Genomic DNA, 25,973 nt, shown 5'->3' with positions numbered 1-25,973 from the left:
TATGAAACGAATTCTATTATCATTTTTACTCATGGGTTGTAGCCTAAAAGTACCTCCGATTACAATCACCAATGCACAAACAGCTGCCGAAAAACAAATGGTAGGTGAGGATAGAGAATTAGAGAAAGAAGGTTGGATGATTGGTTCAATTCAATCTTCAACCAATGGCCAGAATAATCAGGAAAAATTAGCAAAAGAAGATTCGGATCCAGAAATACGAGCCCATCGAATTCGATTGAATTACCTTTCTCCTGAAATCAAAAAATATAAAACACATGGCATTCTGGGTGAAACACCTCAAGGTTATGTAAAATTTAATCCACTTGCACCTTCTCTTCCAACATATGCCAATTATGAACTTCCTGCTAAAAAAAAGAGAGTAGAGGACGTGATACTTTTTCTAAATGAATCACGTAAGTTCATCATGGAGAAAGAACTTATTACTCAAAAGAAAAAAGGAAAAAAAGAAGACGAATTGTCTAAAATTAAACAGTCGTTAGTAGAGGAGTATTATAAAACAGTCTCGATTGGTGAATATTATGAGACAGTTTCAGGAAGGTGGGAAAAATACCAATGAAGCCAATTCATAAGGTTTTCCCGTCATCCTTACTTTTACTTATTTTAATCACAATTAATTGTGCGTTATTCCAAAGTAAAGTAAAGTATGCGAATGTTAATTTTGACTATTCTGCAATTTCAAAAAATTATTTTTCGCCAACACAATCAAAACCATTCCCACTAACAGTTCAAAGGGGGAATAATCTATATAGCTCAACGACTAAGGATGGAAGGTATCTTTTTTACGCAACTGATCAAAAGGGAAATTTTGATGTTTGGTTTCGTGATTTACAAAGTTCAATCGTTGTTCCAATCACAGATAATCCTTTTTCTGAATCAAAACCAGCTATCTCTCCAGATGGAAAATACTTGGTATTTGTTTCAGAGGAATTTGATTCCGAAGGTGATCTGATATTATTACAAATCGAACCAGAAGAGTGGATCCAAGAATATCTAAAAGGACATCGATTCATTAATGATGAGTTTATTAATTTAACAAATATACCGAATCAAAAAGGTGAATACCATAAAGGAATCATCGATACCGATCCTGTATGGTCCCCTGATGGTAAAACAATTTATTTCATTTCAGATCGATTCACTCCTGGGTTACCGAATTTATGTTCCATTCAATTGGATAAACCAACTCAAATCAAACAAATCACTTCGATGGGGGTAACCTCACCTTATGTTTCTTCTGACGGACAATCGGTTCTAGTTGTTTCTTATCACGAGAACAAATTTGGTGAGATTTACCAAATTCAATTAGCAGATGGAAACACCAAACGAATCACAAACGATCAATACCTCGACTTTTCACCTACCATTGATAACCGATCAAAAAATTTATATTTCTCATCTATCCGAAAAGATACAAATGGAAATGGGCGCTTAGATGAACGAGACCACAGTTTACTTGTTAAGAAAAATTTAACAACTGGTGAAGAACGAGTATTATCTTCGGGAGAAACATCAAATTTTGATGTACGATATTCAAATTTTAATGGTGGGTCTATATTATTTTCTGCATCATATTTTAATGCCATCAATATCTATTTTATACCAGAAAACGGCTCCATCCCGAAACAACCGAATATAAAAGAACAATACCAATATTCCAAAGTTCTGGCTCCTGGTCAAAGTATTGAATCTTACTTCTTGGCATTAGACTCAGTAGAATTATTTTATTCGGAAGATCCTTTATATCCAATCTATGAGGCGCAAGTTTCTTTACTAAAATATGCAACCTTAAAACGCATTGGTAAAAACGAAGAAGCTTTCCAATTGATTCGCGAATACAAAAGAAAAGTAGAATTAGATAAGAATATATTCGCTATCATCCTTATCAAATGGAATGAGGCGAAACAAACTCGTTCGAATTTTAATTTACTAACGGAAATACGTCAATCCTCTGGATCAAAATTCCCACCAGATGGTGAAGCAATGCTTTATCATCTTTATGCTGATTCTTTAGAAAATGAAAAACAAATAACGAACGCAAAAGATATATTATTCAAAATTTACCAATCTTATCCAAGTTACCATCAAATTGATGAAATCAAAAGAAGGTTAGGTGGTTTCGATTTTAATCCAAACACCTACCAACTATCCAATCTTTATGAGGAAATGATTGATACTTGGGAAAAAGAAAAGTTCCTTTATCTGAGTGATCTGAATCATAGTTTTTCAAATGATCGTAAAAGGGACCTTCGTTACCTTTTAGAAGATGTTATCTCTAAAATTTCTGATAACAAAAATAGTGAAGTTGTACTTTCTTATGTAAATTCCATTTTGGATTCGAAGGAAAGTGTGAAACAAAATGTATTCAGGCATACACTTTTGTACATTAAGGCAAAAGCACTTTCTGATTTAAGGCGATACAATGAATCGAATCTTACACTCGACTCCATTATACCAATTCCACTTCAAATCGATTTAGAACCACCAGGAAAACCATCAGTTTTTGAAACTAGAAGTTATATGGCGGACTACAAAAACCCAATTTTGTTGCGTGCCAACTTGCTAAAATACTATAATCAAAAAGCAGCTGGAAATACTTCCGATGCACTACGAAACTTAAAAATCTATTTAGAGTTTTTTGATCCATTACTTGGTGTTGATTTGGGTGCTGAGGACATCAAAAGTGCATTTTTTTATTTTGAAAATAAGGCAGTTGAATTTGAAAGGATTGGAGATTTATTACAATCTTCGTTTCATTATTTCTTTAATAACCAAAACATGTTTCTAGTCAAAACTAGAAATTTATATTTAGATTCCTTATACAAAGAATATGCAATTTATTACCAACGGAAGATGGTAGATACCATTTTTAGTTACGGTAAAAAAATTCGAGAGGAAGAAGAACGGGCCCTACTCAATCAAATCAATATTTTGAGTAAAGATAAACTCAATGTCATTGGGAATTTGGCAAATATCACTTCGATTGTTACTGATAGGGAGCTTGTCAGAAACATTGTAAATATAAAAGATTTTGAAAAAATTGAAGTTCTATCTGGGAAAGCTCTCAATTGGACAGAGTTGTATTATAAACAAGCAGTTCCACGAGCAAGGCCATATTTAGATTTAGCTACACTTTATGGTTATTCTTATTATCTAATTAATAAATATGTAACGTATGAATCGTATTATTATTCTACTGGCACGATGACTGACGTGCGAAAAGCAGAAATATTAGAAAATTTCAAACGTGCGGAATTAGAATTACGTTGGATCATTTATGCAGATCCTACTCATTATGATGCTTACCAATTGCTTGGTTGGTTATATCAATATGTAGATTTGATGAAATTGCAAAAGGATCCAAATTCAGGGAATGTTGATTTTGAGGTTTATGAAAGTTTATACAAGAAATATTTTCCTGATAAGAATTTAGAAGCTAATATTGAGTTATATAATCAAATATTAGTGTTCCTTGGGGATGATTATGCAAATAAAAAAGTGATATCGGATTTAAATCTAAATTTAGGGAATAATTATTTTTTATTAAACAACTATCCAAAGGCAAATGAGAGTTATCGGAATGTGGAAGAGAGTTCTTCTGCATTGTCTTCCAAAAACCAATTTGATGGTTATAAACAAGAAGCAATCTATCGTTTTAATTATGGTAAATCCTTGATCTACCAGGGTCAGTATAAAAAGGCATCTGAACAATTTTCAAAATCTATTGATATTTATTTTAAAAATGAATATTTTCAATATGTAAACCAGTATGCCCAAGAACCAAATTCAATCACACAAGCACAACTGAACGCAATACGATCCAAATTAGCATTACTATTTGCGTTACGTGGTTTGTCTGAATTGGAGTTTGGTCTCTTTGAAGATTCGATTGTCTCATTTCAAACAGCCATTGCTTATAACAAAGATGTAAAATTCATAAGCCCTATTAACCTAGCCAATTATCTCGCAATTGCCTTTCAGAAAAGTGGAAGATTTAGGGATTCTTATCAGATGTTACAATTGGCAGAATCGGAATATAAATCAACTAATGTATCCCTTTATGCTAGGTGGAAAAAATGGAGTCCTTGGAATCTATTTTTAGGGGATAACGTGCGAGTGATTGGAGACGGTCGTTTCCCCGGTGAATTTCCAAATGACTTCAAATACTTATTAACCCTTGGTGTTCGGATCGAAAACCATATTGAACAAGAAGAATATGTTTCCGCTCTAAATGAAATCCAAATTAGGAATAAGTTAATTACCTCGAAAGGTTTAGATGGAACCATCATCGGGAAAAATATCTTAGCAAAATCAAGACAAGTCGAAGCACAAATATACCAAAGAAGTAATTTACCAATTGAAGCAAATGATCGTTACCGTGAGTTAGTTGATAAATTACTCGAATCTGCATCCAATAAGGATTTAGACCGTGTTTTTCATAATTATAGTCATTCTGCTTTTGTTGTGCAAGAAACAGATCACCTTTCTGAACAATATAAGAAAAATACTTTGAAATCCTATTTCGAAGACCTTAATTCTTGGAAAAACAGAGAGTTAAAAAAGTGTAAACAGGCAAAAGAAACCTGTGAAATTAATTTCCGAATCATAAATCCAAATTTTGATTTATACTATGGACTTGGATTGTATTATTTAGCTCTTCAAAATGTGAGAGAAGGAAAAGAATATATCCCACAATTAGCAGAAGCGATTCCCTTATTAGAAAATCCAGGACTCGTTGATCCAAAATTAATTGGATTGGTGAGTGATCCCATTTCGAGACAAACAAGAGTACGAGTTTTATTAAACCTATATTCAGTTTACATGATGTTAGGTGACCAAATCATGGCTGAGAAAAAATGGAAAGAAACAGCTGAGTTGGCATTTGAATTTCGGTTGGATGAAGAAAAGTTTTGGTCGAATGTGATGCGAACTAAGTGGCAAACTAAAATTTCGCAAAATCCCTCTACCTCAGATCCATATTTAAAAGAAGCAGTACAGTCTTACCAAACAAACTTGTCAGTCAGAATGTTCACTCCTAAAAATAGATTGGAAAATTTCATTGAAACATTTTCAGAGATTCATTTGAAGAATTCTGAAATAAGTCCAATGGTAAATCTTTGGGAAAATTACAGAAGTTTGGAAATTTTTAGAGATCTGATTTCTGCACAATTTGAGTTTGAGGATTCTAAACTCAATTTAAATTACCAAGATCTTTTGCGATGGTATAAAGGTTATAAAAAAGTAACCAATCAAATCGTTGAAAAAACAATCAAACGCGAAGATATTAAACCATTCATAAAACAAGAAAATGAAGAATCGACTAAATTAGGCTCAATCATTGGTAAACTAAAATCTGTGTCTCCCGAACGAACTGCCTTTTTTGAACCTAGACGACCTGTCAGCGAATCCTATTTCCCTGATTGGAATGGAATTTACCAATTTGGAGATAATATCCATACTTTCTATTGGAAGGATGGGAAAATTGTTCATACAAAATGTAGTGAAAAACAAGAATTAGATTTGTGTTTACCCAATTTGAGTCCCACGTCTCCAAAAATCCAATTATTGGGTAAACAAAACAAAGGAGATAATCTTCAGAAACTAATTGAATTTAGTAAACATAAAGATCGGTATCCATCCGTTATATTTGATCGTAATCATATTCAATTATTCAGTGAACGAAATGAACGTCGATTTAAGTGGGTAACTGTTTATGGAGAGAAACAGGAACGTAAAAAGGACACCCATATACGTGCGGTGCCAAATGGCAATTTGGGGATTTTACTTTCTGATACCGATTATTTGGTATCGAAGGAAAATTTAGATCGTCAAACAAGTTTGTTTGGAGATGAACTTTCACAGGTTTTACCACTTAGAGAATTGTTCCAAGGAAGTGGTTCTGAGATATCGATTGTTGGTTTTAATCAGAGTAACTTTAAAACTGAATCACAATGGAATAAAATTGGACTCATTTATGAAATCTTAAGAACTAAAAGAATTCAGAATATAGTTTCATTTAGAGAAGATAAAAATCCAGATTTTACTCCTTCGAAACTCGAACAATACGTAAAAAAAGAGAATCAGGTTTTTATAGGCAATTGGAAACCATTTTCAATTTCATCTGAGAGTTTGATAGAAACAGCCAAATCATTCATCGATCTTGGATATCAAAATGAAAAATCAAAGGAATTGAATGAGGCATATGAGAATTATTATACCGCATCTACTTTGTTAGATGAAGGTAGCCCCTTGTTACCTTCTTTGGAATTGAGATTAGCAAGGTTACGAGCTGAAATATTTTCAAATATTCCTAAACGTTCAATATTTCGCCCTTTATGGAGAAAATACAAAGATTTACCATTCCAAAACCAAGTACGTTATGAGTATTTGGTTTCCTGTTTTTCTGCAAAGGAAAAGGAAGATTGTGGTTATAAATCATCAGATTTTATTGGCGAAGAAAGAGATACTTACTTAGGTGCTCTTGAATTTTATTCACAATTACGCTCAGGAAAACTAAAAGATTTTAATTCAAAAGATGAATTGCGAAGAAAAGTTGAAAAAGAAGAAGATCCATTTTTGCAAGCGTATCGATTGGGAAGTTTGTACATCCAAAATTATATGTTTGTGGAAGCTGATGATCAAACTAAAAAATTAGCTAAACTAGTTAAGACATCCAAAGAGAAAAATGTCCTAAAAAATCGGCTTTTGGAAATTTACTTTCATAAAGCATTTGTATTTGGTGATAAAGAAATTTATCTTACCAATCTAACTTCCACATCCGCATATAATTATGGATTCAAAAAAGATTGGAAACTGTTTGATGAAAAAATCCTATCTAGAGATTTTACAAAATTTGGATATTCTGATTCCATATATGATACCTATCGATTAAGGTTATATACAACTTGGAAAGAACAGTTACAAACAGGGTATTCTGAGATTTTATCTTTAACCCCTGAATATTTGACAAATGGACAATCTGTCTTAACAAAACTTTCTCATCTAAATCGAACTTTGTTTTTTCATATGATTTTACGTTCCATACCGTTCCAAAAGAACCAAGAAGTAAATTCATTGTTTGAATTACTTTTACAAATGGAACAAAACGAGGGGCGAACTTACAGATCTTTATTTTTTCAGTTGGAATTGGCAAAAGCTTTGTATTTACGTGGTGATTGGGAATTGGCAGAACAGTTGGTTACCAAAATCCAGAAAACACATTCTGAAGTGGGGGAAGGTAACGTTTTTTGGGTTACAAAGTGGTCAGATTTTTTATGGAAAAGGGATTATTTAAGAAACCAGTCCAAGATTGAAGTTCGATCTGTGAATTTATTCAGTAAAGTATATGAATCTGCTTTATCTAAAAAACCTGAAGAATACCTGTCCTTACTAAACGATTTTAATAGAAGAAATCGAAATGAATTCATAAGCCCTGAGTTAAAAACGGAATATGAATTTTTGTTTTATTTTCTTTTGCAAAAATGTTTAGAGAAAAATAACTCGGAAAGTTTTTTTGACCTTGCGATTGCTAGAGAGATTTTTCGTTATACTTCAGAAAGATTCTCAAACCAAGATTTATACCTCAAACATCTACCAAACTTTGAATTGTATGCTGAACGATTAAAAAAGAAGATGGTGGCCAACCAAGAGTTTCATGGTATTTTTGATTTAGGTCGTAAAACATATCTATTAAGTTTTGCTCAAGGTAAGTCCTTGGGTAGGGAATTGTTTCCTGACAACAAATTACTTTATAGAGAATTGGTGAGATACTTTCGCTCATCGGAATCAGGTAACCAAGAAGTGATTTTGCGAGAATCACTTGCAGATAAATATAGAACCAATTTACGATTAAATCAAAAAAATCGTCATTATCTGTTTGCATCAGGAATCCATTCAGTGGTTCCATTTGTTATCCCTGACACAGAATATTATTCTGTTTCTTCTGTATCTGATTTTTTAACAAACCCTAGTCTTAAATACAAAGACATTTCTCCAAAAAATCCCAAGGTAACAACATTAGGATTTCGTAATTCATTGGAAAACGAGATTAGTGCTGGTTTGGTGCAATGGGAAACAAATGGTGTAAAAGAGATTGAATCCCCTTACAAAGTTGATTTTTCAGAATTGGGTTGGTGTTCTTTGAATTATTTATGTTTAGATTCTCATCCATTAATGGATACAAAATCCAAATCTTCACAAACTGCAATCGTGTATGCAAATCAGAAAATCGGACCTTCTTTGCAATTTACCAATGATTTTAGTGGCATTGCCTACTATTTGGGACAACAAAACAAAGGTTTGTTTGTCTTACATTCTGGTAATCAAAATGGAGTTCATAATTTATATTTTATCCGTCAATTTCTAGCCAATGAAGAGTTAGAAAAACCTTTGCATATCCGTTTGATTGATGGAAAAAATGCTGCAAAATCCTACTCGATTGATGACAGATATTGGATCGGGTATCGACTTTATACGTCTGCTATGATCGAAGACTAATGGGATTCATTTAGAAAATTATTTCGTAAGTCTTCAGGAAGATCAAAAAGATTTTTTACTTCTTTATGGAATGATTTTAAATCATAATTTGCCTTCGCAAATAGATGATTAAAACTTACTTCACCAGAATGGTAACGAAGGGCTCCCAGAAAGTCTTCATTGTTCCAATCGCGTGCTAAAAATTCTTTTGATTTTTCTTCTGGGATTAATTTATCTTCAATCACTTTATTTTTAAATTGTGAGATGGTACTTTGTTTTAGTAGTAGTTTTGTTTCTGCATTTTTGTCACTTCCGTATATCTCTTTTAGGCGATCTGCATAAACTTTAAGTAATTTGATAGTGGTTTCCCTTCTTGTTTTTTCTTTTTTGAATTTTTCTAAGTGAGGACTTTTTTCCCCTTCTTTTTTTAGATAATAACGTTCAGTTCCAATTTCTTCGACAAAACTTGCATAGGATTCATTTAATGTAGTGTCGCCTGGCAAATAAGCAGTCGCATGTGCCATTTCGTGGATGACAAGTCCCACCAAACGATGGTCAGGCCAACTTAGTTGTGGAGACAATACAGGATCTGAAAACCAACCCAGCGTAGAGTATCCACCAATGGCACGTATCCTTGTATCATACCCTTTATTCTTGAGTTCGTTTTCCAACTCAATTGCCATATCTTTATCGAAGAATCCTTTGTATGGAACTGTTCCTGCAATGGGGAACCACCAGGTATAGGATTTGAGAGCTAAGGATTCCGAAGCACTGACATTCCATCCGATTTCGTCACGCTCTAGTTTGGTGAAGTATTCGAACCCACCGTTTTCATTTAGCGCCAGTTCCTCGATGGCAAACTTCCTAACTTCACGGATTAAGTTTAATTTTTCCTTGGTTTTGGAATCGATGTTTGGTTTGTTTAATACCGTTTCGATTTTTTCTCTGCCTAAAATGATTGCAGATTGTTCCTTCCCCAAGTGGTATAAATAGGGCAAACAGCTAGTGAGAAAAAAAGGAAAGAACGAGATTGTCATGATCAATTTTTTCTTTTTAGTTCGACACGGGAGTGGAATCGGCAAAAGTGGAAGGGGTTTTGGCATTCTATGGAAAGAAAAAATTCGATTCCACCAGTCGTCTACATTAACTTTGCCTTAGTCTTTGTACTTTTATTCGCTATTTTTTTCCCTGAAATTCGTTCCGCTGTCACAAAACTCTTTTCTTCACCCAAACCGATTTCTGCAAGTAAGCAGAGCCAAGCCATCCAAATCCAATCGAGTTTTCGAAATGTATACCGAGAAGCCCAACAATTTGTTGTCTCAATCCGAACCAAAAAAACAGAAATGATTTTCCATCCTTATGCTTTTGGAGAGAGTCGGGAAGATCGAATTTCATCCATTGGTAGTGGGTTCATCATTGATGAACGTGGGTTTGTTGTTACCAATTACCACGTCATCAAAAATGCTGAGATCATCGAAATCATCATGTCCGATGGAAGGATATTCCCAGCACGTTATGTTGGTAGTCATGAAAGGGCAGACATAGCCCTTCTCAAAATCCCAAGCGAAGATAAATTCACTCCTGCCTTTCTTGGAAATTCAGATGAAATCGAAGTGGGAGATTGGGCCATTGCTGTTGGTTCCCCTTATGGTTTGGAAAAAACATTCACTGTGGGTGTTGTATCTGCAAAGTCGAGAGAGGATTTGGATGAAACTGGCCAAACCCATATCCAAACAGATACAGCCATCAATCCAGGTTCCAGTGGGGGACCACTCCTCAATATTTATGGTGAGGTTGTGGGTATCAATCGAATGATTCGTTCTTCCAGTGGGGCCAGTGCTGGGATTGGATTTGCCATTCCTATCAATTATGCAAAGAGAGTGCTCCGCCAGATTGAGCAAAATGTAGGCCAAAACATTCGACCCGCAACCCTCGGTGTGATGGCAACAACCCCTCTCCCAGACCATAGAAAATCCTTAGGAATTCCAAACGATGCTGTCGGAGTTCTCGTGTACGACATCGAACCAAATTCGGCAGCTGAGAAAGGTGGTTTACGCCGGTACGACTTCATTGAAGGCGCAAATGGACTCTCTGTACGCCATATCAACGATTTACGAGAACAAGTGGGACTTGTTGGTCTTGGGGGCGTCTTACGGTTGAAGATATTACGGGATACCCAAGAGATGGAATTATCGATCCCTTTGGTGGAAGCAGCCTACCAAAAGGGCAAATAATTTTATGAGAAGAAATATAGTCCATTCGGGTGCAGACGCCCTCATTTACGAAATTCGCCAGATTGTGGCACTTGCCAAACAAATCGAAGCCATGGGTGTTTCCATCACTTGGGAAAACATCGGTGACCCTATCCAAAAAGGGGAAAGTGTTCCCAATTGGATGAAAGACATTGTCAGCGGACTTGTGAACCAAAATAAATCTTGGGCCTATACGGCTACTCAAGGTGACGAAAACACTCGTAAATTTTTAGCAGAAAAAGTAAATGAAAGGGGTGGGGCTCAAATCACTTCTGAAGACATTTTATTCTTTAATGGTTTAGGTGATGCAGTCGCAAAAATATTTGGATTTATGAGAAGGGAAGCTCGGATTCTCGGACCTTCTCCCGCCTATTCTACGTTATCCTCTGCCGAAGCTGCTCATTCTGGTTATGAACATTTGACTTATGAATTAAACCCAAATAATGATTGGATGCCTGACTTAGAAGACATTGAGAACAAAGTTAAATACAATGATTCGATTGCAGGAATTTTACTCATTAATCCAGATAACCCAACAGGTGCCGTGTATCCAAAAGAAGTTATGCGGGAAATTGTAAAAATTTGTGAAAAATATGATATCATACTGATTTGTGACGAAACATACGCTCATGTAAATTATTCAGAATGGGGAAGTATACACCTATCAGAAGTCATTGGAGACAAGGTTTGTGGATTTGCACTTCGATCAATTTCAAAAGAATACCCATGGCCTGGTGCAAGGTGTGGATGGTTAGAAGTATTCAATCGAAAAAATGATCCAACATTCGAACGTTACATTAAATCATTGTTAGATGCTAAAATGTTGGAAGTATGTTCAACGACATTACCTCAACTTTCAATACCACTTGTATATTCGCATCCTGAGTTTTTAAATCATTTAAAATTCAGAAATTTAAAGTTTAAAAAGAGAGCTGAAAAGGCAACACAGATGTTGTCTGGAATTCCTGGTGTCAAAGTCATCCAACCCAAAGGAGCCTTTTACTTAACGGTTCTTTTTGAAGATGATGTTTTGAAATCTCATATGACTTTACCAATTACAAACCAAAAGGTGAAAGATTTTGTTTCTCCACTCATGGAAAAAGCAGCACTTGATCGAAGGTTTGTTTTACATCTGTTAGCTTCTGCAGGGATTTGTGTTGTCCCTCTCAGTTCATTTTGTTGTAATCGAAATGGATTTAGAGTGACACTTCTCGAAGAAGATGACTCCAAGTTTGAATGGATTTACCAAACATTAGCAGAGAATATTAAAAAATATCTAGCATCCTAAATGAATTCTCGCGGTAGATACAAGATTGGAATTTTTGATTCAGGTTTAGGTGGTCTTTCCGTGTTACGTACTTTATGGAAAGAAACTTCGAACATCGATTATATTTATTTTGGAGATTTGGTCCATTCGCCATATGGTCAAAAATCGAAACAAAAGGTAATTGAACTTTCAAAAAATGCATTTGAATATTTGATCGAAAAAGATTGTGAAGCAGTTTTGTTTGCTTGTAATACGGCGACGTCTGCTGCCGCTGATTTTTTGAGAAAACAACATTCGATTCCAATTTTTGGAATGGAGCCTGCCATAAAACCTGCCTTAGTTGAAAATCAAGGTGTAAAAATTGCCGTTTTTGCTACCGAACTCACATTAAAAGAAGAAAAGTTTAAGAATTTGGTTACAGGGCTTACGAAAGGTTCAGAAATATTACCAGTTCCATGTGAAGGTTTGGCCAAACTGATCGACTCTGATCGTTGGGAAGAAGCTTGGGATTTTTTAGATGCTAAAATTAAATCAGTACTATCTGAAACTGATATCGTTGTTTTAGGTTGTACTCATTACGTTTTTTTGAGAGAAAGAATTCATTATCATTATCCAAATTTAAAAGTTTATGACGGTAATCTCGGAACATCATTACATATGAAAAAAATGTTACAATTACCAGATGGATCTAAAGAGAATAGAAACCAACTTGATATTCTATTGAATACTTCTGAATCCGATTATGTTCACTTAGCAGGAAGAATTGCAAAAACAATCACTCCAAATCATACTCTGTCATTAATTAATACAACTATAGGAAAACTCCATGTCTGACCAAAATAAAGTAACTTATAAAGATGCCGGAGTAGATACCGAAAAAGGACAAGAATTCATAAAAAGAATCAAATCCAATGTTGCAACAACCCATAATAAAAATGTGTTAGGTGGACTTGGAGGGTTTGCAGCTTGTTATGATGTTAGTTTTTTAAAATCTTATCAGGAACCTATATTATTATCTGGGACCGATGGAGTTGGAACAAAGTTACAATTAGCCAGACTGTTGGGAATTCATGACACTGTTGGTATTGATTTGGTTGCAATGTGCGTAAACGATATTCTAGTCAACGGTGGAAAACCTTTGTTTTTTCAGGATTACATTGCCTGTGGGAAATTACATTTACCAACCATGGAAGGTATTGTCTCTGGGATTGTAAAGGGTTGTAAGTTAGCAGAATGTGCATTAGTTGGTGGAGAAACTGCGGAACACCCTGGAGTCATGCCTGATGAAGAATATGATTTAGCGGGTTTTGTTGTTGGTGTTGTCGAAAAGAATAAAATGATCGATGGTAAATCGATAAAACCAGGTGATACCATCATTGGACTTTCTTCCTCTGGACCACATAGCAATGGTTTTTCTCTTCTTCGTCGATTATTGTTGAAAGATGGTAGATTACCTACTTCCGAAAACGATTTAAATTTTATTAAAGATCATGTATTTGTTCCAACAAATATTTATGTAAAATCTATACTCTCCTTAATTCAAAAAGTATTCGTCAAAGGTATGGTTCATATTACTGGTGGAGGTTTTTACGAAAACATTCCACGCGTATTACCAAATGGTATTGGAGCTGAGATCAATTCTTTACCTGAGTCTTATGTTTTTTCAAAATTAAAAAAAGACCATTCCTTGGATTTAAATGATATGTACGGTACTTTTAATATGGGAATCGGTTACATACTCGTTCTTGAAAATGGTTTGGTAGATACGGCCATGAATGAGTTGGATCAGTTAGGAGAAAAAGCATTCGTGATTGGTAAAACGAATGATAGTGGAAAAATTTCGATTACGACTTAAAAGGAAAGCCCACCCTAAATATTGTTTTTCCTGGTTCTGATTCAAAACTGATATTTGCATTGTGTCGGTTCACAATTTCTTTTACCAGATAGAGTCCAAGTCCTAATCCATCACCTGATGTTTTTGTTGAATAAAATGGCATAAAAATTTTGGATTGGTGTTCGGGTGGGATTCCAATTCCTGAATCTTCAATTTCAACGATGACAGTATCACTCGTTTTAAAACTCCTAATAGAAATCGTACCTTTGGAAGAGACAGCTTGAATGGCATTCCAAATCATCTGACTCCATAATTGGACTAAATCTCCTTGGATACATCGAATTTTGCCTTCAAAATCTAAATTTAAAATTAAGTTAATATCTCGTAAAAAATATTCCTTATATAAAGAAATCGCGGAGTGAATTGTATCTTTTAGTGAAAAATCAACTAACTCCAAATTGGATTGAAGACCTGCAAAGTTTTTTAAAGTAAATGTAATTTTTGATAATCTTTTGATAGAGTAGAGTATATGTTCTGAAGATTGTTTCATCAATAGAAACTTTCTCAATTGATTAAAATCATTTTGATTGGTAACTGCTGATTGGATCTTTTTTAAGATCGGTAGTGATAGATTTCGAATCCCTGAGTCTACAAATAATTCTGCTAGTTCCTCTGCGTATAAAATAGAATTCTCTTTCAATAATTCTGCTAGTGATTTGCGAGCTTGTCGATTTGTGAGTCCAGTTAAGATTCTTAAACCTGAATCATTCGAATCGATAATTAAATTTAGGATGTCGATAAGTGATTGATTTTTTAAATCATGTGATTCTTCTTCCCACTCTGCAATCAATGTCTCAACAGAAGATTTGATCATGCCAATCGGATTATTGATTTCATGTGATAAACCAGATACAAGTTGTCCTAAAGAAGCCAACTTTTCATTTTGGATTAATTTTTCTTGTGCCTCTCTTAAGGCAAATAATGCAGAATTGAGTTCAGTATTACTTGTTTGCAGTTCCTTCGTTCTCTCCTTAACTTTTTCCTCTAGAGATTTATTGAGTTCTTTTAATTCTAGTTCTGCTGTTCGTTTAGAAGTTTGGTCAATTCCTATCCAAATGATTTTGGAAGGTTCATTTTTGGAATCACGTATGATACCAAGGCGCCATTCTAGATATAGAATTTGTCTGTTTGTTGTTATGTATCGTAGGATTAAACTTTCTGCAATGTTTTGGATTTCATTTATATCTGCCAAAACTTCTTTTAAGAATTCCCTATCCTCTTCTGCGAGAATGATATCTTGGATGTACTTTCCAATTACTTCGTTTTTGTCCAATTCCAGAACTTTTAATGCTGCTGGATTGATATTCTCCAATAAACCATCTGCATTTGTTAGGAGAATTAGATTAGCTGCATTGTCAAAGACAGTTGAGTTAAGATTTTTTTCCTGTAATAAAGAAAATTCAGTTTTTTTAGAATTGGTAATATCGAGTGCAACAACATCAATTCGCTTTTTGATTCCAAGGATATCATTCGAGATGTTTACATAGTGTTCCGTCCAAATTATGGATCCATTAGCATGGATCATCCTTAGTATAATAGGCGATATACCAGAGAATAAATCTTCGATTTTGTGTTGGTCTTCTGGGATGACAATGTCTCGAAAAAAATCTGAATTTTCGTAAAAATAATTTATACCATAACCTGTGATTTCTTCCATTTTGGAACTGATATAAGATGTTCTTGGTTCCGGCAAAAATTCAATATTATAGATGATAGCTGGAAGTTGATTGTACATAATGAGCAGTCGTACATTCACATCTTTGATTGCCTTTTGCAGTGTTTCCAGTTCGAATAACGATAAGTTTAAAATTTTTGTTTGTACTTGGAAACTAAAAAGAATACATGCTACACCAAACAAAAACATAAACAAGGTATTGATTGTATAACCTAAAGGTTTGTACCAATCGATTGTAAATAGATAAGGGAAAAATAATCTTTGGAGTGATAATAAAACACATACTGTAAAAAAATATAGGCGGATGTTTTTTGGGTATTCAATTAAACCGAATATGATGCTTCCAAACAATAAAAGCGTAAATCCATTGAAGATTGCAGTAGGTAATGCAAACCAAAAAAAACTGAAATCACCGAGAAGTAAGGATATAAAAATAATATAGGTGACAATGAGCGAAAGGAATACCCAGTGTTTGGAAATGGTTTTGGTTATGATCGGAAGTATAGATAATAATAATAGAAAAGAACTTAGAAGTGTTAATGACTCTGAGAAAAAGAAATAAAGTTCATTTTGAGTGCTCCCATAAATGAATAAGGAATAATTCCGAATGACTAAAATGGCTAAGAATAATGATGTATACGAAAGTTTGATTTCTGATTTGGAGTTTTTGGATAAAAAATAGATAATGATCGAAATGACTGAATTGACAACTACTGATAGTGCAGTAACGGCAAAAACAACATCAAATTCAAATGGAATCATACACTTCAACTAACTCATTTACTTTTTTTATTAGATCTTCATTTTTAAATGGTTTTACTATCCAAGCATCCGCACCTTCCACTAATGCTTTCGAAATGATTTCAGGTTTGTTCTCTACAGATAGGATCAGGATTTTAAAATTTAAGTGAGCCATAATTTTTTTTGATTTTTGAATCAACTCAATCCCACGGATTCCTGGCATATTAAAATCAAAAATCCCTAAACCAATTTTTGGATTTGTTTTTAAAGTTTCGAGGGCAAATTCTCCTGAATCACAGATGATAATATTGTGACCTTGACTACTCAATGCAAGGCGCACAATTTTTAATACTGCAGGAGAATCATCGACAACTAAAATATTACTCATCTTAATTCAGTTGTGAGATTAGCTTCGTTAGTGATTCATTTGCAAAAGGTTTTACGAGCCATCCAACTGCACCAGCAGCTTTGCCTTTGTTTTTCATCTCTTCACTAGATTCTGTAGTTAACATCACTATTTTCATGGATTTTCCATTTTCTGTTTTTAAAGTTTTTTCAGTTAACTCGATCCCTGTCATTCCTGGCATGTTTACATCAAAGATACCAATATCGAACTTTGAATTTTGGATTTTTTCCAATGCTTCCATTCCGTTCGAAGCTGTTTCTACCTCATGACCATCAGTGGTGAGTACTAAATTTAAAATTTTTAATACTGCTGGTGCATCATCTACAGTTAATATTCTCGCCATTTTAATTCTCCTTTTTGATTAATGGAAATCGAATTGTTAAACACACATCTATTTTATTATCATTTTTTAGATTATCTTCAATGTTATATATCTGAACATTGGCTTGGTGTTGGTCTAAAATCTTTTTAACCAATGTTAAGCCTAATCCAAATCGGAATTGTTCGAATTTAGCATAACTATCATCAACTACTGAAGAGATTCGGAAAAAAGGTTCAAATATAATGGATTCAAATTTTTCAGGAATGCCTACGGTGCTATCTTCATTCTGATAAGCCGGATTTATGACTTTCACTTCCAAAAAATTTTCCTTTTGAAAAAAGATTACATAAATCTCATCACCATCTTTTGAATATTTGATTGCATTTAGTAATACTTCTCTGATTGCATAGGATATTTTAACCTGATCAAAACGAATTTCATGTTGGTTCACCGAATTGGGAATTTGGCTTACATTGATTTTTTGAGATTTGATTTTTAATGCTTCTTCTAATGTCTGGATTTCTGAGTGAATGATTGCTAAGAGTTCTACAGGTGATTCCATTGATTGGATCAATTCATTGTCGTCAATTACGTTCTGAGATATGGACATACTATCAAACATACTCTTTGCGGCATCATAGTTCTCTGATAATAAATCTAAAATTGGTTTCTGAATGGTATAATGATTGTTGTCTTGGTCCCATTTACTTTTTGAAAGTAAGATGCTCACGACACTCATTAAAGTACCAATCCCACTTCCTTGGAATAAGTTAATATTCATTTGGTGGATAATATCTGCAGATATATTTTGGTTTTCTTTATGGGTAAGTGATTTTTTCCAATCGAAGATTTCAATCACTCTTTTGTATAAATGATTTTCTGCTTCATGAATAAATTGAGTTTTTAGTTTTGTATTAAGGTATTGGAAGGAACGATCCAAGGTAAACTTAACGTGATCAACCTCCAGTGGTGTTTGTAAAAAATCATAAACGCTGTGCCTTTTGAGTAATGAAGCAGTTTGTGCCCAGTTTTCAGAATTGGTGATGAGAAGGATCAATGTATTAGGAAATGAATTTGTGATTCTCTCTAAAATTTCTTGGGAGCTTACTTTATTTAAAGATTCAATTGGCACGATTAAAAAATGAAATTTCTCTTTTTTTAAAGAATCCAAAACAGTATCTAACTTTTCCAGTCGTTCATACGTATAGTGGAGATCATCTAGAATCGTTACTAGATGGTTCGAAATTGAAGATTCTAAAATTAAACTATGAGGAATCATCTGGCACCTATCTCTTTTACTTTTTCTAGAATTTTTTCTAGAGGGAGTTGGTACATCACTGCACCTAATTCGAAAGCTACCTTAGGCATACCATAAACAACACAAGTTTCTTTGTTTTGTCCAAGTGTAATACAACCATTATTTTTTAAGTTGAGTAAACCTTTGGCTCCATCACTTCCCATACCTGTCAATAAGATTCCAATTGAATCTTTTGCTAAACCATTTTGTACTACTGAATCAAAAAGAACATCTACAGATGGTCTATGACCATTTACCTTCTCCGATTGGAGTATTTTTGTATAGAATTCTCCATTCCATTTTTGTACTTCTAAATGATAATTCCCAGGAGCAATGTAAATCGTTCCCTTTTCTAAAATTTGTTTGTCTTTTGCTTCCACTACTTTTGTTTTTAATTCTGCATTGAGCCGACTTGCAAATAGTGCAGTAAAATTTTCTGGCATATGTTGGGCGATGAGAATGGGAGGAAAGGTGTGATCCACTTCATCTAGTAACTTCCGTAGTGCAGTTGTTCCTCCTGTACTCGATCCTATTAAAATCAACTTTGTCCGAAAGTTTGTAGTTTTGTTGGGTACTGTGGGTGAAACCGAAATGACTCTTTTAGATTGTTCAAAGAGAGAGGCATTGTAAGTTAATGCCGCATTTAGTTTTTCTAATAAATCTTCTTTGGCTTCTAGTAAACTTTCTTGTGTACCTGTCGGTTTCGTAACGTAGTCAAATGCACCTGCATCAAGTGCTTCTAAAGTGATGGAAGTGCCTTCTGTCGTCGATGAGCTAAACATGATGACTGGCATCGGATGTTGGGGGAGTAATTTTTTTAAAAATTCGATGCCATCCATCTCAGGCATATGAACATCAAGTGTCATTACATCAGGTTGTTTATCGATGATGAGATCTCTTGCTTCAAAAGGATTGGATGCCTCTCCAACCACTTCCCAATTTTCATCCGATTCTATCCAACGTTTGATCATACTTCTGACTGTACGTTGGTCATCTACAATAATTGCTTTGTGTTTTTTCATGTTGATTGGATCGCCATGTGTTGGTTGATTAATTTTCTGACATCTAAAATCAATCCAGCATGCCCATTACCAAGGATGGTGCAACCAGCTAAGCCGTTGATGTTTTTGAATAAAGGTGAGATTGGTTTGATGACAATGGATTGGTTTCCTAATATTTCATCAAAAACGATTCCCATCTGTTTTTCATGAGATTCAGTTACGATCATATACTTCTCATGGATTGAATGTTGATCGTTAAGTTCTGATTCTTTTCCAAATAATAAGTCGATATCAACAATCGATATTTGATTTTCTCGGTATAAGATGCTGTGATTGTTGCGATACAATTCGTGGATTGGTTCTTCTTTGATGTACAAAGATTCTTTGACATCGATGGAAGGGAGGATAAAGTAAGTTTCTGATTTTCTAACAACAAGTCCTTCAATGATGGCAAGAGTTAAAGGCACTCTGATTAAAAATACGGTTCCTTGTCCAAAATTGGAACTTACATCTACAAATCCTTTGAGTGTGCTGACATTCTTACGAACTACATCGAGACCCACACCTCTACCCGATAAATCTGTTACTTCTTTTGCAGTCGAAAAACCAGGGTGGAATAAAAAATCCCAAACTTCTTCATCTTTTAAATTCTCCGCCTCTAGATGACTGATAAGTCCTAAAGAAATTGCTTTTCGGATAATTTTATCTCTTTGCAGACCTTTCCCATCATCTTTCACCTCAATCCAAACTTCTTTTCCTGATTGAACGGCAGTTAAATGAATTGATCCCTTTGTTTGTTTACCTGCTTCTTTTCTTTCTTCTGGAGTTTCTAAACCATGATCGATAGCATTCCGAATGATATGAACAAGTGGGTCATACATTTCTTCAATGATAGATTTATCAATTTCTGTATCTTCTCCTGAAATGATGAGTTCTACTTGTTTACCTGTTTTTTTCGCAGTATCACGAACCAATCTTTCCATTCGTGAAAAAACACCTGAAATGGGAACCATACGCAAACTGAGTGTGATCTCTTGCAAACTTCTGATTAATTTTTTTAATTGTAGGGCAGACTTTTGAAAGTTCTCTAATTTTAATTTTTTTAAATCAGGGTGTTCTGTGACCATCGGCTCATTGATTACAATTTCACCTACGATATCTAATAGTGAATCAAGTTTATCGGTATCAATTCGTATGTCTTTTTTCTGGTTGGATTTTTTTTCTTCTGGTTTCGGTTTTGAGATATTAGATGGTAAATTATTGAGTTTTGAATCAGTTTGATTTGTAACAAACAATCCGTATTCTGCATTTGTTTCTGATTGTTTTGGCTCAAACAATCCAAATTCTTCATTTTGGGAATCGTTTGTATCATTTTGAAACAAACCGAATTCATCTGAGACTGAATGTTTTACCTCAGTTGTAAAAATTCCAAATTCTTCTTTCTCTGGAAATGTCTTATTAGTGTCTTGAAAGATTCCGAATTCTTCTTTGTTTGGTTCCGTTTCATTAGTTGGACTTAAATCCAATCCCGAATTTTTTAATTCTAATAATTTATCATTAGACCTTTGTAAAAATTGATTTTGTTCTTCCGAATATAAATCCCCACCTGTAGGTGAATCTTCTTCATGGATCACAAGTTCATTTAATAGGTCTAAGGCGGTAAGTAAAATTTCTAATGTTTCTTCGTCTTGTGATTCAGGTTTATTGCGTAAATAATCAAGAAGGTTTTCTGCTGCATGAGCAATTTTAACGATTCCGGACAATCCAAAAAAACCAGAGCTACCTTTGATTGTATGGAAATGCCGAAATAATGTGTCTAAAATTTCTCGGTCAACCAAACTGCCATCTAAGGTAGTTTTTTCAAAGTTTAATAATCCAGATTCGATACTCTCTAAACTTTCTTTGGCTTCGAGTAGGTATTCTAAAACATCTTCTCTTTCCATTTTTCAATTTCCAGGAATGTCTTGGATCATATAACTTTCTTCTGGAGTAAGTAATCTTTGAAGATTGATTAGTATTTTAACAGTATCGCCAACACGACCTGTACCATAAATAAAACGAGATGATTTGGACTCTCCGATTTTTGGTGCTAAATCAACATTCTCAGCTGGTATTTTGACTACATCATTTACTTTGTCTACGATCAGTCCCAATGGATGTCCATCCAACTCAACGAGTAAAACACAAGTTCGTTCGTGGTAAGGTTGAAATTCCATATCAAAACGTAATCTAACATCCATTACAGGAATGATTTTACCCCTGATATTGATCACACCTTTCAGAAAAGGAGCCGTGCCCGGAATCGTTGTGATGGCTGGGAGGGCCAATATTTCCGTTAAATACCGAACTTCGAATGCATAAAAACGATTCTCTAAGCTAAAACAAAGATACAAATCTCGCATTGTATCTTCATCTTCCATCGTCTCCCATGATTTGGATGTAGTGTTCATGGCAGTTTCCTATAAAATAATTCTAGGTTTTTCGATTCGAGTTAAAGCTGTCGATTTGGATCCGTCCTCTTTTAATTTAAATCCCATTATTACGTTTCTCATAATCTCCACTTGCCTTTTGAGTGTTTCACTGGAAGCTGCAACTTCTTCGGCTGAAGCAGCTGTAGTTGATGTAACTGTAGTTACTTGGTCGATTCCTTGTGTGATTTGTAAAACAGCAGATTTTTGTTCGTTGATGGAAAGTGCTAAATCTTTGGTCAGGTTGCTGACATTATCTGCGCTTTCTGAAATTTTCCCAAGGACTTCAGCAGTTTTTTCCGTTGCCTCATTGCCAAGTTTTACTTTCTTTAAGGAAGCTTCGATGAGGAGAGTTGTTTCATCTGCTGCATTGGCACTTTTTTGAGCGAGATTTCTTACTTCTTCAGCAACAACGGCAAATCCTTTTCCATGTTGGCCAGCACGTGCTGCTTCTACTGCAGCATTTAAAGCAAGTATGTTAGTTTGGAATGCAATGTCGTTGATCACTTTGTTGATTTTAGAAATTTGTTCAAATGAATTACTGATTTCGCCCATCGCCGAAACAAGGTCTTTCATGCGAGAGTTTCCTTCTGTTGCTTGTTTTGCGGTGGATTCTGAAAATTCTGTCATTTGTTCTGCATTTTCCGCATTGGATAAAAAACTATTACTAATTTCTGTCAAGGTTGCAGAGATTTCTTCCACAGCACTTGCTTGTTCACTTGCGGCTTCTGAGAGGGAAGTGCTTGCATCTGCTAGTTGTTGTGCCCCTAAATCAACCTCTTGTGATGTGAAATAAAGTTTCTCCACAACTTCTGATAAATTGATTAACATTCTTTTTAAACTCAGGCCCAATTGATCACGTTCTGATTTTAAGGTTACATCAGAACTTAAATCAGAATTTGCTATCCGTTCTAAATGTTCTGCCCTTTCTTTAATGAAGTCAACTAACTCCATAAAGGCTTGTGAAAGTTGTTGGATTTCATTTCCTTCTAAGTGTTTTGATTGGATTGTGTCTTTGTTTGACTCTAGGTTTACATTTAAATCACCAATGGAGATTGATTGGGCAATCGACACAATTTTTTTCATTGGCCTTGCAATTGCATCGGAAAAGAGGAATGCGATTAAAAATACCAATACAAAGGAAACAACAACCACTCCTGTTACAATCACCAATGATTGTTGGAAATGTGCTTCTGACTTTTGGTATTCTTCTTTAGCTACCTTTAACTGCACTCGGATCAAATCATCCAAATGGTGAGTGAGTGGTTCGAAAATTGGGTACATATCTACAGAAACAAATTTTTCTATTTCTGCTTCATTTCTGGTTTCTAATAGGATTCGTAAACGTTTGACCCCAGCCTTCAGTGGTGGGAACTCTTTTTCCATTTCATCGATGATGACTTTTTCTTCAGGGACAAGATACGTTCCTAAATAAACTTTCCATACTTCATCCGCCTTTGCTTCTGATTCTCGGATGGATTCGAGAGCTTCCTCCACCGACATTTTTTTGGAACGAACTTTGTTCGCTGCATCCACAATTCCAATGAGATAAGCATCTGAAACTTCTTTGATTTGGCTTATGGGGACAACTCTGTCTTCAAAAACTGTATGTAAGGATGCTAAAATTTGATTGGCTGAATAAAAACTAGCGGAAGCAACCACGATCATTAAAAGAATCGTGATCATAAATGCCAGTAGGAGTTTTGCTCGAATTTTTAAATTTTGAATCCATTTCATAATTGGTCCCCAAGAGGTGGGGCAAAGTATGAATCGAAATCTTAGGTAGTCAAGCCTTTCCTAATATTCTTGATTAAAATTATAAATCCCAAATCACTTAGAATGATTTTGAATAGCCAAAGCTAACATAAAATAAATGGATAGGAATTTTCTGCAAGGTATAGGATTCTCGTAAAGCAGTTTTGATGATTGTATCGTTTAGAGAATTCCCTGTAGAAACTTGGTCGATTAGATTGAGGATTGAGGTGTTGTACGCACCATTAATCCGTGATGGGTTCACAACTTTTCCATCTTCCGAACTCCGATTCCAGTTTGCTTTGTCTGGATCCCCATTTGGGTATCCAAAGTAATTATTGGTATCAAAGAGGTAAGAATTGGGTCGTAAGATATGTGCTCCTTTCAGAAAAAAATCTCCAAAGAAGAAGGAGAGAGATGACGTTATGTCTTGTATCCCATTTCGATTGTCAATTGCATTATTACTCATGGCATAACCGAGGTTCCAATGGGGTTGGATGCGGAAAAAATCCCCTTCAAAAAACGTATATTGTGCGGATAAAGAAAGGTAATTTTTCCCTGCAAGTAACCCACCATTCTCAGTCGAATACTGGGTGTAATAGGAAATCGTTGGTTTTACAATTCGCAACCAAGGCAGTTTCCATTGGAAAAAATATTCATGCCATGAGAGTCTTGTTTGTGCATCGGGATTGTTTGTATTAAATGTATTACTCGGACCACCAGAAACCACAGCATTTTGTTTTTGTGTGGCTGGGGGAAGGAGTGAGTTTGGAGTTTTTTGGAACGTATTATAAAACCAAATTCCCACACTGAAGTCACCAAAAACACTAGGGTCAAAATGATACATCATGGAAAAAAACATCCCATCCACACGTTTGTTACCATTGGGTTCTTTTTTTGGGCCATACCCTTGGTTTGGCAGGTACGATTGGCAATTTGAGTTGGAAGGAGTGCCTGAGATCAATTGGTTGTGTACAGATTGTACGCATGGGTCTTGGTTATAAGGATCATAATACTTTGATTCTTCTCCCAAATAGGAGGGACCTACACCACCGGGACTCGATTGGAAAAGTCGTTTGTCTGAATCTTTATCACTTCGGTTTGTCAATTGGAAACTTCCAAATAACATCCATTCCATTTTTTTGTCTGGTGATAAAACTGTAATCGTCGGTTGTAATGCAGGAGCATAAGTAAAACTTTGGTATGACGCTCCATTCCTACGATTTTGTCCTTCCCCTGCAAATGAATTCCCCCTCCAAATAAAATCCGACACAATTTCTGTATGAGTATCAATTGTGATGGATTTGGAATCATCTGATTTTGTTTCAGATCTGACTTGGACTGGTAAAATCAAAAAGAAGAAAGTGATGAAAATAATATCATAAAGTTTTCGCAAAAAGATCTTGGAATAATTCACGAAATTTTCTACCTCCTTCTTTCAAGATAGGGTTGAGTAGGATTACTTCCTCTTCTCCCTTCGATTGGAAAATTACTTTATATTCTTTTTTTAACATTAGCACATGAACATATTGTGCGAAGGCTTCTGCAAATGTATCATCTGCATTGGTAGCAGCATACAATGAAACAAACTGTGTGTTTGTCAATTTTTTGTATAAGAATTTTCCATCAGGGAAAATGGGAGTTGTTGGATTTTTTTGATAAAATTTGATCTTGGATCGTTCTGGGAAAAAAGTATCTTCATAGGGAGAGTATGTTTCAGATAACCATACTCCTTCAAAAAAAGGATAAGTTCGAAAGTCACGTTTAGGTTCTGTATAATCAGGTGCATAACCTTTGACAATGGCAACAATATGACCTAATTCGTGTAATATGATAAATGAGAGAGCTGAATTGAATGAATTGGTTGGGTCCAATTGGATTTTAACGGAGTAAATGGGATCTTTTTTGAAAACTGTGTTCTCTCGATTGGTTACCCAATCATTTCCTCCTACATTCAATAAGTCTGCATCTAAGTAAATGATCCCTGCAACGGGTTTCCTATTTTTATCTCGCAAAATCCCTGTTAGTCCAGTTGAACCAAGATTTGATACAAAATAAATGCCAACTAATAATTCATTTGCCAATTTGTTTAAAGAACTTGGAAAGGATGAATGGATTCCCGAGATTCGTTCTTTCCATAAGCTCAAATCTTTCGTTCCAGTTGGAATGTCTTCGATACCATCAATTTGATTGACTTCAACAAGTGAACTCAATCGTTTTGCATCCAGTGGGTAAATACGATCTTTCCATTCTGGTTTTAATTTAGGGATTGTATCGAATTGTAGTCCAGGGCTTGTTTTGGCCCAAGTGGCATATGTGTTCTCAGGTAACTGGATATCTTTCGGGGAACATCCCAAAAAAAGAAATGATACGAAGGTTATGAGAGAAGGAATTGATTTCATTTG

Annotated in this window: 17 protein-coding genes; 6 read left to right on the top strand and 11 right to left on the bottom strand. The window is 34.8% G+C overall.

The annotated features are described in order from the left end of the window. The first annotated feature begins 1 nt into the window (after position 1). Positions 2-577, top strand: a complete 576-nt coding sequence (locus ND855_RS12095) for a DUF1318 domain-containing protein (protein WP_265358538.1) — start codon at positions 2-4, stop codon at positions 575-577. Further along, on the top strand, positions 574-8,514 hold the full coding sequence (locus ND855_RS12090; RefSeq protein WP_265358537.1) for a biopolymer transporter TolR: 7,941 nt from the start codon (positions 574-576) through the stop codon (positions 8,512-8,514). The genes ND855_RS12095 and ND855_RS12090 overlap by 4 nt, the downstream gene beginning before the upstream one ends. On the opposite strand, the gene ND855_RS12085 is transcribed toward ND855_RS12090, so the two are convergent. After that, entirely contained in the window at positions 8,511-9,596 is a 1,086-nt protein-coding gene (locus tag ND855_RS12085) for an aminopeptidase (RefSeq protein ID WP_265358536.1), read from the bottom strand. The genes ND855_RS12090 and ND855_RS12085 overlap by 4 nt on opposite strands. Before the next feature lie 3 nt (positions 9,597-9,599). On the opposite strand from ND855_RS12085, the gene ND855_RS12080 reads away from it, so the two are divergent. From ND855_RS12080 to purM, 4 genes are read left to right on the top strand one after another with little or no spacing between them, the layout of a single operon-like run. Further along, positions 9,600-10,727, top strand: a complete 1,128-nt coding sequence (locus tag ND855_RS12080; protein WP_100716362.1) for a S1C family serine protease — start codon at positions 9,600-9,602, stop codon at positions 10,725-10,727. A 4-nt stretch (positions 10,728-10,731) separates the two neighbouring features. Further along, the gene (locus ND855_RS12075; protein ID WP_135662611.1) at positions 10,732-12,033 is read left to right on the top strand and encodes a pyridoxal phosphate-dependent aminotransferase; all 1,302 of its coding nucleotides are present in this window, start codon (positions 10,732-10,734) and stop codon (positions 12,031-12,033) included. Next, entirely contained in the window at positions 12,034-12,846 is an 813-nt protein-coding gene (gene murI, locus ND855_RS12070; RefSeq protein ID WP_265358535.1) for a glutamate racemase, read from the top strand. After that, a complete protein-coding gene (gene purM / locus ND855_RS12065; protein WP_265358534.1) occupies positions 12,839-13,867 on the top strand; it encodes a phosphoribosylformylglycinamidine cyclo-ligase in 1,029 nt (342 codons plus the stop codon). The genes murI and purM overlap by 8 nt, the downstream gene beginning before the upstream one ends. On the opposite strand, the gene ND855_RS12060 is transcribed toward purM, so the two are convergent. The 10 genes from ND855_RS12060 to ND855_RS12015 form a co-directional block, all read right to left on the bottom strand. Further along, a complete protein-coding gene (locus ND855_RS12060) occupies positions 13,857-16,343 on the bottom strand; it encodes a PAS domain-containing sensor histidine kinase (RefSeq protein WP_265358533.1) in 2,487 nt (828 codons plus the stop codon). The genes purM and ND855_RS12060 overlap by 11 nt on opposite strands. Further along, positions 16,330-16,710, bottom strand: coding sequence for a response regulator (locus tag ND855_RS12055; RefSeq protein WP_265358532.1), 381 nt, complete (start codon positions 16,708-16,710; stop codon positions 16,330-16,332). Before ND855_RS12055 ends, ND855_RS12060 begins: the two co-directional genes overlap by 14 nt. 1 nt (position 16,711) lies before the next feature. Continuing rightward, entirely contained in the window at positions 16,712-17,071 is a 360-nt protein-coding gene (locus ND855_RS12050; protein ID WP_265358531.1) for a response regulator, read from the bottom strand. A 1-nt stretch (position 17,072) separates the two neighbouring features. Further along, positions 17,073-18,329, bottom strand: coding sequence for a hybrid sensor histidine kinase/response regulator (locus tag ND855_RS12045; protein ID WP_265358530.1), 1,257 nt, complete (start codon positions 18,327-18,329; stop codon positions 17,073-17,075). Continuing rightward, positions 18,326-19,369 carry a protein-glutamate methylesterase/protein-glutamine glutaminase gene (locus ND855_RS12040; RefSeq protein WP_265358529.1) on the bottom strand — a complete coding sequence of 348 codons (1,044 nt, stop codon included), beginning with the start codon at positions 19,367-19,369 and terminating at the stop codon, positions 18,326-18,328. The genes ND855_RS12045 and ND855_RS12040 overlap by 4 nt, the downstream gene beginning before the upstream one ends. Beyond that, on the bottom strand, positions 19,366-21,291 hold the full coding sequence (locus ND855_RS12035) for a chemotaxis protein CheA (protein ID WP_265358528.1): 1,926 nt from the start codon (positions 21,289-21,291) through the stop codon (positions 19,366-19,368). The genes ND855_RS12040 and ND855_RS12035 overlap by 4 nt, the downstream gene beginning before the upstream one ends. A gap of 3 nt (positions 21,292-21,294) precedes the next feature. Continuing rightward, positions 21,295-21,798, bottom strand: coding sequence for a chemotaxis protein CheW (locus ND855_RS12030; RefSeq protein WP_265358527.1), 504 nt, complete (start codon positions 21,796-21,798; stop codon positions 21,295-21,297). A gap of 9 nt (positions 21,799-21,807) precedes the next feature. Next, positions 21,808-23,553: a HAMP domain-containing methyl-accepting chemotaxis protein gene (locus ND855_RS12025; protein ID WP_265358526.1), complete on the bottom strand. Its 1,746-nt coding sequence runs from the start codon at positions 23,551-23,553 to the stop codon at positions 21,808-21,810. Positions 23,554-23,650: 97 nt separating this feature from the next. Next, a complete protein-coding gene (locus ND855_RS12020; RefSeq protein ID WP_407658752.1) occupies positions 23,651-24,922 on the bottom strand; it encodes a hypothetical protein in 1,272 nt (423 codons plus the stop codon). Between the two features lie 25 nt (positions 24,923-24,947). After that, positions 24,948-25,970, bottom strand: coding sequence for a hypothetical protein (locus tag ND855_RS12015; protein WP_265358524.1), 1,023 nt, complete (start codon positions 25,968-25,970; stop codon positions 24,948-24,950). Positions 25,971-25,973: the final 3 nt, after the last annotated feature.

The sequence above is a fragment of the Leptospira paudalimensis genome (assembly GCF_026151345.1).
Classification (GTDB): Bacteria; Spirochaetota; Leptospiria; order Leptospirales; family Leptospiraceae; genus Leptospira_A; species Leptospira_A paudalimensis.
Note: the sequence above shows the minus strand (reverse complement) of the source record. Positions and strands in the feature narration are given on the sequence as shown.

Bases quoted from the DNA above. Each gene is read 5' to 3' on its own strand.
- ND855_RS12060 (WP_265358533.1), bottom strand. From the start codon at position 16,343: ATGATTCCATTTGAATTTGATGTTGTTTTTGCCGTTACTGCACTATCA.
- ND855_RS12025 (WP_265358526.1), bottom strand. From the start codon at position 23,553: ATGAAATGGATTCAAAATTTAAAAATTCGAGCAAAACTCCTACTGGCA.
- ND855_RS12050 (WP_265358531.1), bottom strand. From the start codon at position 17,071: ATGGCGAGAATATTAACTGTAGATGATGCACCAGCAGTATTAAAAATT.
- ND855_RS12085 (WP_265358536.1), bottom strand. From the start codon at position 9,596: ATGCCAAAACCCCTTCCACTTTTGCCGATTCCACTCCCGTGTCGAACT.
- ND855_RS12090 (WP_265358537.1), top strand. From the start codon at position 574: ATGAAGCCAATTCATAAGGTTTTCCCGTCATCCTTACTTTTACTTATT.
- ND855_RS12045 (WP_265358530.1), bottom strand. From the start codon at position 18,329: ATGATTCCTCATAGTTTAATTTTAGAATCTTCAATTTCGAACCATCTA.
- ND855_RS12015 (WP_265358524.1), bottom strand. From the start codon at position 25,970: ATGAAATCAATTCCTTCTCTCATAACCTTCGTATCATTTCTTTTTTTG.
- ND855_RS12055 (WP_265358532.1), bottom strand. From the start codon at position 16,710: ATGAGTAATATTTTAGTTGTCGATGATTCTCCTGCAGTATTAAAAATT.
- murI (WP_265358535.1), top strand. From the start codon at position 12,034: ATGAATTCTCGCGGTAGATACAAGATTGGAATTTTTGATTCAGGTTTA.
- ND855_RS12030 (WP_265358527.1), bottom strand. From the start codon at position 21,798: ATGAACACTACATCCAAATCATGGGAGACGATGGAAGATGAAGATACA.
- ND855_RS12040 (WP_265358529.1), bottom strand. From the start codon at position 19,369: ATGAAAAAACACAAAGCAATTATTGTAGATGACCAACGTACAGTCAGA.
- purM (WP_265358534.1), top strand. From the start codon at position 12,839: ATGTCTGACCAAAATAAAGTAACTTATAAAGATGCCGGAGTAGATACC.
- ND855_RS12035 (WP_265358528.1), bottom strand. From the start codon at position 21,291: ATGGAAAGAGAAGATGTTTTAGAATACCTACTCGAAGCCAAAGAAAGT.
- ND855_RS12075 (WP_135662611.1), top strand. From the start codon at position 10,732: ATGAGAAGAAATATAGTCCATTCGGGTGCAGACGCCCTCATTTACGAA.
- ND855_RS12080 (WP_100716362.1), top strand. From the start codon at position 9,600: ATGGAAAGAAAAAATTCGATTCCACCAGTCGTCTACATTAACTTTGCC.
- ND855_RS12095 (WP_265358538.1), top strand. From the start codon at position 2: ATGAAACGAATTCTATTATCATTTTTACTCATGGGTTGTAGCCTAAAA.